General features: G+C 71.0%; 11 protein-coding genes. 10 read left to right on the top strand and 1 reads right to left on the bottom strand.

What is annotated here, in order from left to right:
* Positions 1–13: 13 nt before the first annotated feature.
* The 3 genes from AB0E05_RS35585 to AB0E05_RS35575 all read left to right on the top strand — a co-directional run bounded on the left by AB0E05_RS35585 (position 14) and on the right by AB0E05_RS35575 (position 2300).
* A complete protein-coding gene (locus tag AB0E05_RS35585; protein WP_361971582.1) occupies positions 14–232 on the top strand; it encodes an MbtH family protein in 219 nt (72 codons plus the stop codon).
* 169 nt (positions 233–401) lie between these two features.
* The gene (locus tag AB0E05_RS35580) at positions 402–1196 is read left to right on the top strand and encodes an alpha/beta fold hydrolase (RefSeq protein WP_361971580.1); all 795 of its coding nucleotides are present in this window, start codon (positions 402–404) and stop codon (positions 1194–1196) included.
* Positions 1197–1271: 75 nt separating this feature from the next.
* Positions 1272–2300, top strand: coding sequence for an SAM-dependent methyltransferase (locus AB0E05_RS35575; RefSeq protein WP_361971578.1), 1029 nt, complete (start codon positions 1272–1274; stop codon positions 2298–2300).
* A gap of 97 nt (positions 2301–2397) precedes the next feature.
* Here AB0E05_RS35575 and AB0E05_RS35570 read toward each other — a convergent pair whose 3' ends face one another.
* Positions 2398–2634, bottom strand: coding sequence for a hypothetical protein (locus AB0E05_RS35570; protein WP_361971576.1), 237 nt, complete (start codon positions 2632–2634; stop codon positions 2398–2400).
* 185 nt (positions 2635–2819) lie between these two features.
* On the opposite strand from AB0E05_RS35570, the gene AB0E05_RS35565 reads away from it, so the two are divergent.
* The 7 genes from AB0E05_RS35565 (at position 2820) to AB0E05_RS35535 (ending at position 11953) form a co-directional block, all read left to right on the top strand.
* Positions 2820–3116 (top strand): hypothetical protein, encoded by a 297-nt coding sequence (locus AB0E05_RS35565; protein ID WP_361971574.1) that lies wholly within the window; start codon positions 2820–2822, stop codon positions 3114–3116.
* Between the two features lie 381 nt (positions 3117–3497).
* Positions 3498–4100: a peptidoglycan recognition family protein gene (locus AB0E05_RS35560; protein WP_361971572.1), complete on the top strand. Its 603-nt coding sequence runs from the start codon at positions 3498–3500 to the stop codon at positions 4098–4100.
* A gap of 125 nt (positions 4101–4225) precedes the next feature.
* On the top strand, positions 4226–5479 hold the full coding sequence (locus AB0E05_RS35555; RefSeq protein WP_361971569.1) for a GAF domain-containing protein: 1254 nt from the start codon (positions 4226–4228) through the stop codon (positions 5477–5479).
* Positions 5480–5609: 130 nt separating this feature from the next.
* Positions 5610–7079: an aldehyde dehydrogenase family protein gene (locus tag AB0E05_RS35550; RefSeq protein WP_361971567.1), complete on the top strand. Its 1470-nt coding sequence runs from the start codon at positions 5610–5612 to the stop codon at positions 7077–7079.
* A complete protein-coding gene (locus AB0E05_RS35545) occupies positions 7076–8662 on the top strand; it encodes an amino acid permease (protein WP_361971565.1) in 1587 nt (528 codons plus the stop codon). The genes AB0E05_RS35550 and AB0E05_RS35545 overlap by 4 nt, the downstream gene beginning before the upstream one ends.
* Before the next feature lie 54 nt (positions 8663–8716).
* Positions 8717–10285: a GMC family oxidoreductase N-terminal domain-containing protein gene (locus AB0E05_RS35540; protein ID WP_361971563.1), complete on the top strand. Its 1569-nt coding sequence runs from the start codon at positions 8717–8719 to the stop codon at positions 10283–10285.
* 144 nt (positions 10286–10429) lie between these two features.
* Complete coding sequence (locus AB0E05_RS35535) at positions 10430–11953, top strand: aldehyde dehydrogenase family protein (RefSeq protein WP_361971561.1); 1524 nt, start codon at positions 10430–10432, stop codon at positions 11951–11953.
* Positions 11954–12171: the final 218 nt, after the last annotated feature.

The following is a 12171-nucleotide window of genomic DNA, read 5'->3' as shown; positions in this document are numbered from 1 at the left end:
TGAGGAGCTCATCATGCAGAACCCGTTCGAGAACCCCGAAGGCGTCTACTACGTCCTCGTGAACGAAGAGAACCAGCACTCCCTGTGGCCCTCCTTCGCGGAGGTCCCCGCGGGGTGGGAGGTGCGCTTCGGCGAGGCCGGGTACCAGGCGTGCCTGGACTACGTGAACGAGAACTGGACGGACATGCGTCCGCAGAGCCTGGTGGACGCCATGGGCGGGACCGCGGCCTGACAAGTCCTTCCGGAAGGGCGTCGGCGGGCGGGATCGTCTTCCGCCCGCCGACGCCCTCCGTCCTCGACATTCACCACTGAACACGACGTTTTTCACCACCCACGGCATTCCTCGCCGGCCCGCCGCATTCACCGGCGCCGCGCAGCTTTCACGGCATCACGGAGACACCTTGCACCTGCCCAATGCGCACCAAAAATCTCTTGCACACCAAAAAGCGGCATCCGACTGGTATCGCTGTTATGTTCCGCAGCCCGCCGCCAAGGTCCGGATGTTCTGTTTTCCGCACGCCGGCGGCGCCGCGAGTTACTACCGGGGATGGGGGCGGGAGGCGCGCCCGGGGGCCGAATTGCTGGTGGCACAGTATCCGGGGCGGGAGGACCGTCTCCTGGACGATCCGATCGGCGATCTGAACGAGCTGGCGGACCTGGCGACCGGGGCGCTGCTGCGGAGCGCGGACCGCCCGTACGTGCTCTTCGGGCACAGCATGGGCGCGCTGGTGGCCTTCGAGGTGGCGCTGCGCATGGCGCAGTCGGGCCGGCCGCCGCTGCACCTCGTCGTCTCGGCGCAGAACGCACCCGGCCGCCGCACCCCCAGCGCGCTGCACCTGGCCGACGACGTCGAACTCCTGCGCGAACTGGACGAACTCGGCGGCACCAACGCGCAGGTGACGGCCGAACCCGAACTCCTGGAACTGCTGCTGCCGGCCCTGCGCAGCGACTACCGGGCCGTGGAGACCTACCGGCCGCGCCCCGCGGCGCTGCTGACGTGTCCGGTCACCGCGGTGTACGGCGACCGCGATCCGCACGTGGACGTCGCCGGGATGGACGCCTGGAGCGAGGTCACCGCCGCGGGCGCCGAGGCGCTCCCCTTCGACGGGGACCACTTCTACCTACGGGCACGGGCGCCGGAACTGCTCGCGACAATCGCCGCTCGCACGCCCGGCTGGGGACAGCGCTCGATTTGAGGGCCGGCACCTTGTCTCCGTTACACTACGCAAGCCCCTCTGCGCCCGCGATGGCCATCTGAAAGTGATGAATTCATGCCCACCAGCACCTTCGCATTCTCCACTTCGGAGGAGTATTTCCCCGCTGCCCGCAGGGAGCTGGTGGATGAGTTCGGACAGCGCGCGACCGTCGAACGGCTCGGCCCCGATATCGGCGCTCTGACGCTGCGCGACGGCTCGCTCCAGGAGCTGGCCGAAGCGTGCCGGACGCGCCCCATCGCATTCGTCAAACACCTCACGGAGGAAATCGCCCGCATTCCGCTGAAGGAAGCGGCGGACCTGGACGCGGTCGTCCGCGGGGCCCTGGCTGCCGTTCCCCGGGACCTTCCCCGGGGGCCCTTGGCTGTGCAGGCGTGGGTGAGCGGTCAGAATCCGTTGGAGTTCGGTTCGGCCGATCTGTTCAGGGCCCTTTCGGAAGCGCTGGAGAAGCAGGGCTTCTCCGCCGTCCGCTCCGGCGCGGCCTTCGTGCTGTCCGCCTTCATCACCCCGTCGGGCGTCCTGCTGGGGCTGGGCAACCCCGCCGACGGCCTGTCCGACTGGCCGGGTGGCCGGGTGCGGCTGGCCCGCAGCCCCAGGACGATCTCGCGCGCGGAGTTCAAGCTGGAGGAGGCCCTGAAGGTCTTCGACCTGACACTCCCCCGCAGCGGCACGGCGGTCGACCTCGGCGCCAGCCCCGGGGGGTGGACCCGGATCCTGCGCACCCAGGGCCTGAAGGTGTGGGCCGTCGACCCCGGCGACCTCGACGCCCGGCTCCTCTCGGACCCCGGCGTCCAGCACGCCCGGACCACGGCCGGCAACTTCTTCGGGACGAACAAGGCGCGCTTCGACGTCGTCGTCAACGACATGAAGATGGACCCCAAGCTGACCTGCGACATCATGCTGACCGCGGCGGGGCGGCTGCGTCCGGGCGGCACGGCGGTCGTCACCCTCAAGCTGGCCCACGGGAACGTCGCCGACGCCGTCCGCTCGTGCCTGGGACAGCTGCGGCGGAAGTACGACATCCGCCACGCGCGGCAGCTGCACCACAACCGGCACGAGATCACCGTGGTCGCCGAACGCCACTGAACAGGACCGGGGCCGGGACGCCGAACTCGCGCCGGCGCACGGCGTCCGCGGGGGTCGTCCCGGCGCGCAGCAGCCGGTCGACGAGAGGGGCGGGGGCTCAGTCCTTGGAGCCGAAGAGTCGACGGCCGCCGTGCTTCTTGTGGACGGCCTGGCGGCTCACTCCGAGGGACTCGGCGATCTGGGCCCAGCTCGCGCCCCGCGTACGCGCCCGCCGCACCAACACCGCTTCTTGACGCTCCAACTCGCGCCTCATCTCCGCCACCGCGGCCAAGGCCGCGACGGGATCGTCGTCCCCGGCGCGCCGGGCGAGCTGAGTGAGCTGGTCACTTCCCATGGCGCAACCTTAGTTGACACCCCCCAACGCGTCAACCGAAGGTGACACATACGGCTCCCGGGGGCACGGCTGCGGGGCCCTCATGCCGATATCACCGGCGCGCCAAGAACACTGTGGACGCGGGGGTTGACAGATGCCATGATCGGGCCGGCGTCCAGCAGGGGCCTGACGCACAAGGGGGAGCCGTGAGTCCGTACTTGGTCATGCCGTTCGTCGTGCTGGCGCTGCTCTTCGCCGCTTCGGGCATCGCGGGGATCACCCGCGGCTGGGTGCTCCCCCGCAGCCGACGCCACGTGCACAATCCGCGGCTCTACGGCTGGGGCCAGCTGGCACTGGCGTTCGCGCTGTGCTGGCAGCTGACCGTCGGGCTGCTGGTCGACGACGCGGACGTCCGCGCCTGGGCGACGCCGGTGGGCGGTCTGATCCTGGTCGCCGCGCTGATGGTGCTGGTGGTGGGGCAGGTCCGCCGCCCCCGTTCGTGACCCTTTGGCCGTAGGGCCTCGACGCGAACGTTCCCGCGGCACACGTCTGCCCGAGATCTGCCCCGCGGTCGTCTGTCACATCAACTCCGGTGTCCCGAACGCATGTTGGCGTGGATCGGACCTCCCGGGCGTCTTCCGCAGGCGCTCTTGCGGCTTTACCGTGGATCCGCTCGGGCCGGACCGGCCGGGACCGGCTCGTGCCTCCCGTCGGACCGGCCCGGGACCAGACCGCTGCGCCCTGCCGCCTGACGCCGGGCGACACCCGGAACGCGGAACGTCCGCACCAAACGACCGCCGTCACGGGATCCTCATGGTGACCCCCGGTCCGCCCCGCCCGGGAGACCGCCACGCCCACTCGCGAACCTCACCAGGAGAGGCCCCATGGACCGTAGAGAACTGCTCCGGGGAGCCGTCGCCGCGACCGCGGCCGGCGTGCTGCTGTCGTCGGCGCGCGCCCACGCCGCGCCGACGGCCGGTGCCGCGACCGCGGCCCCCGCGGTGGACCAGCCCGGCGCCGTCTGGCAGCCCGCCTCGACCTCGAACTACACGGCGTCGAACCGCCCCGCCACGTACCGGATCGACCGCGTCGTCATCCACGTCGCCCAGGAGACCTTCGCCGACACGGTGCGGATCTTCCAGGACCCGAACCGGAAGGTCTCGGCGCACTACGTGGTCGGCTCCGCTGACGGGCGGATCGCCCAGTGCGTGCGCGAGCGCGACATCGGCTGGCACGCCGGGAACTGGAACCACAACACCCGCAGCATCGGCATCGAGCACGAGGGCTGGGTGGACCGACCGGAGTACTTCACCCATGTGATGTACGAACGCTCCGCCGCGCTCACCGCGGCGGTCTGCGACCGGCACGGCATCCCCAAGGACCGGGCGCACATCATCGGCCACCACGAGGTGCCCGGGTCGACGCACACCGACCCGGGACCCCTGTGGGACTGGGTGCGCTACATCCGGCTGGTCAACTTCGCCTGACCACAGCCGTGCGGTCGACCGGATGGGCGCCCAGGTCAACCACACCTGAAAACGTTTTCGAACACTTCCCACCCGCTTGTCGCGCCCCTCTCCCTCGGTCACGATAGGGGGCCTGGGAGGCCGAGTTGACTCACTCATGGGTGGCCCTGGAACCGGGCGTCGATCCGGCGAAACGGATCGCCGAACTGCGCAGGGCATACGACGCGTATGTGACGGCGGGCACGGTGGACGGGCCGGTCCGGCCGGTGGTGGCGGACTCGTGGCGGCGTTCCGCACGCGCCAGGGTGAGACCGGAGGCCACGGTCGAAGTGGAATTGGTGGACGACGCGCTCGTGGCCCACCGGGAGAGCCATCCTCTCGCCCGGGTGATGCCCCTGGTGCGGGAGTTGACGAGCGGGTACGCCCGGGACGGCGAGCACCTGGTGGCGGTCTGCGACGCGCACGGCCGCCTGCTGTGGGTGGACGGGCCGCCGGGCACCCGCCGCAAGGCCGATCTGATGAACTTCGTGCCCGGCGCCCGCTGGGCCGAGGCGGTCGCCGGGACGAACGCGCCGGGCACCGCCATCGCCGTCGACCGTCCCGTCCAGGTCTTCGCCGCCGAGCACTTCTGCCGCCCGGTGCAGGCGTGGACGTGTTCGGCGGCGCCCATCCACGACCCGGCCACGGGCCGGGTGCTGGGCGCCGTGGACATCACGGGCGGGGACCGGCTCGCCCATCCGCACAGCCTGGCGTTCGTCGAGGCGGTGGCCCGCGCCGCCGAGAACCAGCTCGCTCTGCTCCAACCGCCGCCCGCGGCCGGCCGGGTCCAGCTCTCCGCCCTCGGCCGTGACGAGGCGCTGCTGGTGGTGGAGGGGCGCAAGGTGCGGCTGAGCCGACGGCACAGCGAGATCCTGGTGCTGCTGGCGTACCGGCCGGAAGGCATCGGCGGCGAGGAGCTGCTGACGGAGCTGTACGAGGACGAGTCGGTCACCCCGGTCACGCTGCGCGCCGAGCTGTCCCGGCTGCGCGCGCTGCTCGGGCAGGAGTTGCTGCTGTCCCGGCCCTACCGGCTCGCCCAGCCGATCGACGCGGACTTCGACACCGTGACGCGGCGGTTGGCCGCGGGCACGGTGACCGGGGCCGTCAGCACGTACGCCGGTCCGCTGCTGCCGGCCTCGTCGGCGCCCGCGGTGGTACGACTGCGGCGCCGGCTCGCGGACCAGTTGCGGGCGGCGCTGATCGCCCGGGGCGATCCCGGGCTGCTGGCGGACTGGGCCTACAGCCCGTGGGGCGAGGACGACCTGGCGGTGTGGCGCGCCCTGGCGGCGGCACTGGCCGGGGCCAGGCGCGCGGCGGCGCTGGCGCGGGTGCGGGAGATCGACGCGTGGCAGCGCACCTGACGGCCACCGCCGCTCCCGCCGCCACCTGCACGGACTTAAGAACGACCGTTGGAAAAACGCTGGCATACCGAGCGGGGCTCCGGGTACGCGCCAGAGGTCCCACCAGGTTGGATCGAAGGAGCACCCCCACATGTCGGAACTGTTCATCGGCGGTCGGTGGACCGCCGCACTCGACGAGCGCGTGCGGGAGATCCGGTGTCCCGCGGACGGAACGCTCGTCGGTGCGGTCGCCGAGGCGGGGGCCAAGGACGTGTCGGCCGCGGTCGCGGCGGCCCGGGACGCCTTCGACCGGGGTCCGTGGCCCACGACGCCCGCGGCCGAACGCGGCCGGCTGCTGCTGCGCGTGGCGGACCTGCTGGAGCGCGACAAGGCCGCCTACGCCCGTGCGGAGTCCCTGGACACCGGCAAGCGGCTGGTGGAGAGCGAGTACGACCTCGACGACATCGCGAACTGCTTCCGCTACTTCGGCGAGTTGACGGCGTCCGGCGGCGGCGGGCGGATCGTGGACACGGGCCGGTCGGACACGGACAGCCGGGTCGTGCACGAGCCCGTCGGGGTCTGTGCGCTGATCACCCCGTGGAACTATCCGCTGTTGCAGACCGCGTGGAAGGTCGCCCCCGCGCTCGGCGCGGGCAACACCTTCGTCCTCAAGCCCAGCGAGCTGACCCCGCACACCGCCGTCCTGTTGATGCGCACGCTGGTCGAGGCGGGGCTCCCGGACGGCGTGGCGAACCTGGTCCTCGGCTCGGGCCCCGAGGTCGGCGCTCCGCTGGCCGAGGACCCCCGGGTGGACCTGGTGTCCTTCACGGGCGGGCTGGCCACCGGCCGGCGCGTCATGGCCGCGGCGGCGCCCACGGTGAAGCGGATCGCACTGGAACTCGGCGGCAAGAACCCCAACATCGTCTTCGCGGACGCCGACTTCGACACGGCGGTGGACCACGCCCTCACCGCGGTGTTCCTCCACTCGGGCCAGGTCTGTTCCGCGGGCGCCCGCCTGCTGGTCCAGGACGAGCTGCACGACGCCTTCGTCGACGCCGTCGTCGACGGAGCCCGCACGATCCGGCTCGGCGGGCCGTTCGACGAGGAGGCCCGCACGGGCCCGCTGATCTCGGCCGCGCACCGCGCGAAGGTGGAGGCGTACGTGGCGGCCGGCGTCGCCGAAGGCGCGGTGCTGCGCTGCGGCGGCGCCCGGCCCGAAGACCCCACGCTGGCCGAGGGCTTCTTCTACCTGCCGACCGTCCTCGACGAGTGCACGGCCTCGATGTCCGTGGTCCGTGACGAGTCGTTCGGTCCGGTGCTCACCGTCGAGCGGTTCCGCACCGAAGAGGAGGCCGTCGCCCTGGCGAACGACACCGTGTACGGCCTGGCGGGCGCCGTGTGGACCGGCGACGTGGGCCGGGCACACCGGGTGGCGTCCCGGCTGCGCGCCGGCACGGTCTGGATCAACGACTTCCACCCCTACGTGCCGCAGGCCGAGTGGGGCGGTATGAAGCAGTCCGGCTTCGGGCGCGAGCTGGGCCCGACGGGGCTCGCGGAGTACCAGGAGACCAAGCACGTCTGGCACAACCTCGCGCCCCGCCCGCAGGGGTGGTTCGCGTGAGCGGGACGCGCGAGGAGGTCGGCGGCCCGAGCAGACCGCAGGACGCCCAGCCGCCGGCGCGGGACGACGACGCGGCCCTCGGGGCCCTCGGCTACCGTCCCGAACTCAAGCGCACCCTGGGCAACTTCCACACCTTCGCCGCCGGCATCAGCTACATATCCATCCTCACCGGCACCTTCCAGCTGTTCTACTTCGGCGTGTCCTTCGGCGGCCCGGCGTACTGGTGGTCCTGGCCGATCGTCTTCGTCGGCCAGCTGATGGTGGCCCTGTGCTTCTGCGAGTTGGCCGCGCGCTATCCCGTGGCGGGCTCCGTCTACAACTGGGCCAAGACGCTGGGCGGGCCGCACGTGGGCTGGCTCGGAGGCTGGATGATGCTCGCCGCCACCATGGTGACGCTGTCCGCCGTGGCTCTCGCGTACCAGATGACGCTGCCGCAGATCGACGCCCGGTTCCAGATCGTGGGCGACGGCAGCGGCGCGACCGACGCGGCGGCGAACGCGGTCCTCCTCGGCACCGCCCTGATCGTCTTCTCGACCCTGGTGAACGCCTTCGGGGTGCGGCTGATGGCCCGCATCAACTCCGCAGGCGTCTTCATCGAACTGATCGCGGCAGTGGGCCTGGTGGTGCTGCTGGCCTCCCAGATCACCCGCGGGCCCGCCGAGGTGCTCACCGAGACCCAGGGCCTGGGCGACGGGCAGAACCTCGGCTACCTCGGCGCCTTCCTGGCGGCTTCGCTCGCCTCCGCGTACGTGATGTACGGCTTCGACACCGCCTCCTCCCTGGGTGAGGAGTCCCACGACCCGAGCCGCAACGCGCCCCGGGCGATCCTGCGGGCCCTGGTGGCGTCCTTCCTCATCGGCGGACTGATCCTGCTGTTCGCCCTGATGGCGGTCCCGGACCTGGCGTCGAAGGAACTGTCGGAGAAGGGGCTCCAGTACGTCGTCCTGGAGACCCTGGGTGCCGACATGGGCGAGGTCGTGCTGTGGTGCGTGGTCGTCGCCATCACGGTCTGCGTGCTCGCGGTGCAGGCCGCCGGCACGCGGATGATGTTCGCCATGGCGCGGGACAACAACCTCCCCGCGTCCCGCCACCTGGCGCGGGTCAGTCCGCGCTTTCGCACCCCGGTCCTGCCCGCGGTGGTGATCGGTGTGGTCGGGGTCGCGGTCCTGGTCGTCAACATCGACCAGCCGCAGATCTTCTCCGTGATCACCAGCATCGCGATCATCATGATCTATCTGGCGTATCTGCTGGTGACGGTGCCGATGCTGGTCCAACGGCTGCGCGGCACCTGGCGTCCGGTCGACGGCGGCTTCTCGCTCGGCCGGTGGGGCCTGCCGGTGAACGTGGTCGCGGTGGTGTGGGGCGCGGTGATGTCGCTCAACCTCGCCTGGCCGCGCGCCGAGGTCTACAACGCGACCGGTGAGCAGCACTGGTACCTGCGCTGGGGTGCGTTCCTCTTCATCGGCGTCGTCGCGGCCGGCGGCTTCGCGTACTACTGGTTCGTCCAGCGACGGCGCACCGGAGTGCTGGCGGAGCACCGCGCGGTCGTCCCGCCGCGCGATCCGTCGGACCCCGTGTCCTGACGCCCTCGCCCTCCCCCGTTTCTCCCCCTTTCTTTCTTCCGTCCTGGAGACGTCTTGTCCGCACAGAGCAGCCCTGTTCCCGAGTACGACTACGTGGTGGTCGGCGGTGGTACGGCCGGAGCCGTGATCGCCGCCCGACTGACCGAGGACCCGGACGTGAGCGTGTGCGTCCTGGAGGCGGGCCCGTCGGACGTCGGTGACGACAACATCCTCCAACTGGAGCGGTGGATGGCCCTGTTGGAGTCCGGTTACGACTGGGACTACCCGGTCGAGCCGCAGGAGCGCGGCAACAGCTTCATGCGGCACGCCCGCGCGAAGGTCCTCGGCGGCTGTTCGTCCCACAACTCCTGCATCGCCTTCTGGGCCCCGGCCGAGGACCTCGACGAGTGGGCCGCGATGGGCGCCACGGGCTGGAGCGCCGAGGACTGCTTCCCGCTCTACCGACGGCTGGAGAGCAACGACGCCCCCGGGGACCACCACGGCCGTTCGGGTCCGGTCACCATCCGCACCGTCCCCCCGGTCGACCCCTGCGGCACGGCGCTGCTGGCGGCGTGCGCCGACGCGGGCATACCCACCACCCCGTTCAACACGGGCACGACCGTGGTGCGGGGTGCGAACTGGTTCCAGATCAACGCCCGGCAGGACGGCACGCGGGCTTCGGCCTCCGTCTCGTACCTCCATCCGGTACTGGGCCGGCGGCCCAACCTTGAGGTGCGCACGGGCTTGCAGGCCAAGCGGCTGCTGTTCGCCGACGACGGCCGCTGCACCGGGGTGGAGTACCTCCAGCCGGACACCATCCACACGGGGTCGGTCACCGCCCGGCGCGAGGTGGTCGTCAGCTGCGGCGCCATCGACTCGCCGAAGCTGCTGATGCTGTCGGGCATCGGCCCCGCGGACCACCTTCGGGAGTCGGGGGTGAAGGTGCGCGTGGACTCCCCCGGTGTCGGCGCCCACCTCCAGGACCACCCGGAAGGGGTGATCATGTGGGAGGCGAAGCAGCCGATGGTGACCTCGTCCACCCAGTGGTGGGAGATCGGGATCTTCGCCGACACCGAAGCCGGTCTCGACCGGCCGGACCTGATGTTCCACTACGGCTCCGTGCCGTTCGACCTGAACACCTATCGCCGCGGCTATCCGACCAGCGACAACGCCTTCTGTCTGACGCCGAACGTGACCCGCTCGCGGTCCATGGGAACGGTGCGGCTGCGCTCCCGCGACTTCCGCGACAAGCCGAAGGTCGATCCGCGGTACTTCACCCACGAGCACGACGTACGGGTGATGACGTACGGGCTGCGGCTGGCCCGGGACATCGTGGCGCGCTCGCCGATGGCCGACTGGGCGGGGCGCGAGCTGGCACCGGGCCCCGACGTGCGCTCGGACGACGAGCTGTTCTCGTACATCCGCGAGACGCACAACACCGTCTACCATCCGGCGGGCACGGTGCGGATGGGTGCGGTGCAGGACCGCCACTCGCCGCTCGACGCCCGGCTGCGGGTCAAGGGCGTGCCGGGTCTGCGGGTGGCGGACGCGTCGGTCATGCCGTTCCTGCCGGCGGTCAACCCGTGCATCACGACGATGATGATCGGCGAGAAGTGCGCGGACATGATCAAGGCGGACCGGTGACCGGGAATCCGTAGGCGAGGGTCCGGGCGGGCCCGGCCGGCGCGCGCGTGACGTCGGACGCAACCCGCTCGCAACCCCCGCTGCCCTAGCCTCCCGGGGAACGCCGTCCAACGGCGGGCGGCACCTCCCCGGGAGGCCAGGCACATGACCCGATACGCAGCGCCGGGCAGCGACGGCGCGATCGTCACCTTCCCGTCCCGGTACGACCACTGGATCGGCGGCGCGTACGTCGCCCCCGTCCGCGGCAGGTACTTCGACAACCCGAGCCCGGTCAACGGGCAGCCGTTCACCGAGGTCGCCCGCGGCACCGCGGAGGACGTCGAGCGCGCCCTCGACGCGGCCCACGCAGCCGCCCCCGCCTGGGGCCGCACGCCCGCGGCCGACCGCGCCCGGATCCTGCTCAAGATCGCCGACCGGATGGAAGAGCACCTGGAGCAACTGGCGGTCGCCGAGAGCTGGGACAACGGCAAGCCGGTCCGGGAGTCCCTGGCCGCGGACATCCCGCTCGCCATCGACCACTTCCGCTACTTCGCGGGGGCGCTGCGGGCGCAGGAGGGCTCGCTCAGTGAGATCGACGACGACACGGTGGCGTACCACTTCCACGAGCCGCTCGGGGTGGTCGCCCAGATCATCCCGTGGAACTTCCCGATCCTCATGGCGACGTGGAAGCTGGCACCCGCCCTGGCCGCCGGCAACGCGGTCGTCCTCAAGCCGGCCGAGCAGACGCCGGCGTCGATCCACCTGTGGATGGGCCTCGTCGCCGATCTACTGCCCGACGGGGTCGTCAACATCGTCAACGGCTTCGGCGAGGAGGCGGGCAAACCGCTGGCGTCCAGCCCGCGGGTGGCGAAGATCGCCTTCACCGGGGAGACGGCGACCGGGCGGCTGATCCTCCAGTACGCCTCAGAGCACCTGAAGCCGGTCACGCTGGAGTTGGGCGGCAAGTCGCCGAACATCTTCTTCGACGACATCTGGGCCGTCGACGACGACCTGCGCGACAAGGCGATCGAGGGCTTCACCATGTTCGCCCTCAACCAGGGCGAGGTCTGCACCTGTCCCTCCCGCGCCCTGATCCAGCGCGGCCACTACGCGGACTTCCTGGACGCGGGCATCGCCAGCACCGAGAAGATCGTCCCCGGCCATCCGCTGGACACGGAGACGATGATCGGCGCCCAGGCGTCCCGGGAGCAGTTGCAGAAGATCGTGTCGTATCTGGACATCGGCCGCCGCGAGGGCGCGAAGGTCCTCACCGGCGGCGAGCAGATCGAGTACGACGGGGAACTCGCCGGGGGCTACTACGTGCAGCCCACCATCTTCGAGGGCAACAACCAGATGCGGATCTTCCAGGAGGAGATCTTCGGTCCGGTCGTCGCCGTCGCCTCCTTCCCTGACTTCGCGGAGGCGATCCGCACGGCGAACGACTCCCTGTACGGCCTCGGCGCGGGCGTGTGGACCCGCGACGTGAACACGGCGTACCGGGCGGGCCGCGAGATCCAGGCCGGTCGCGTCTGGACGAACTGCTACCACGCGTACCCCGCGCACGCGGCGTTCGGCGGCTACAAGCAGTCGGGCATCGGGCGGGAGACGCACCGGATGATGCTCGAGCACTACCAGCAGACGAAGAACTTGCTGGTGTCGTACTCGCCGAAGAAGCTGGGCTTCTTCTAGACGTCCAGAAAGGGCGCCTGACCAGTGATTTTCCCTGGCAGGCGCCCTTCGTGATGCCATTCTACGCGGCGAGTCGAAATTCGTCTTTACTCCCGATTCCTCCCACCCGTATCCCACCTCTGGCCAGCTGTTCCGGGGCCGTTCCGGGCCAGTAGCCGGTTAACCGGCCCTCATCGGCCTCCGAGGTGCCCTCCCAGCGCCGCATGGAGTCCTCGATG

Source organism: Streptomyces sp. NPDC048057 (assembly GCF_040653095.1).
In the GTDB taxonomy this organism is placed as follows: domain Bacteria; phylum Actinomycetota; class Actinomycetes; order Streptomycetales; family Streptomycetaceae; genus Streptomyces.
The sequence above is the reverse complement of the archived record's forward strand: the minus strand, read 5'-3'. Positions and strand labels throughout refer to the sequence as shown.

Coding starts and splice junctions, on each gene's coding strand:
- AB0E05_RS35585 (WP_361971582.1), top strand. CDS start 14: ATGCAGAACCCGTTCGAGAACCCCGAAGGCGTCTACTACGTCCTCGTG.
- AB0E05_RS35575 (WP_361971578.1), top strand. CDS start 1,272: ATGCCCACCAGCACCTTCGCATTCTCCACTTCGGAGGAGTATTTCCCC.
- AB0E05_RS35570 (WP_361971576.1), bottom strand. CDS start 2,634: ATGGGAAGTGACCAGCTCACTCAGCTCGCCCGGCGCGCCGGGGACGAC.
- AB0E05_RS35560 (WP_361971572.1), top strand. CDS start 3,498: ATGGACCGTAGAGAACTGCTCCGGGGAGCCGTCGCCGCGACCGCGGCC.
- AB0E05_RS35550 (WP_361971567.1), top strand. CDS start 5,610: ATGTCGGAACTGTTCATCGGCGGTCGGTGGACCGCCGCACTCGACGAG.
- AB0E05_RS35535 (WP_361971561.1), top strand. CDS start 10,430: ATGACCCGATACGCAGCGCCGGGCAGCGACGGCGCGATCGTCACCTTC.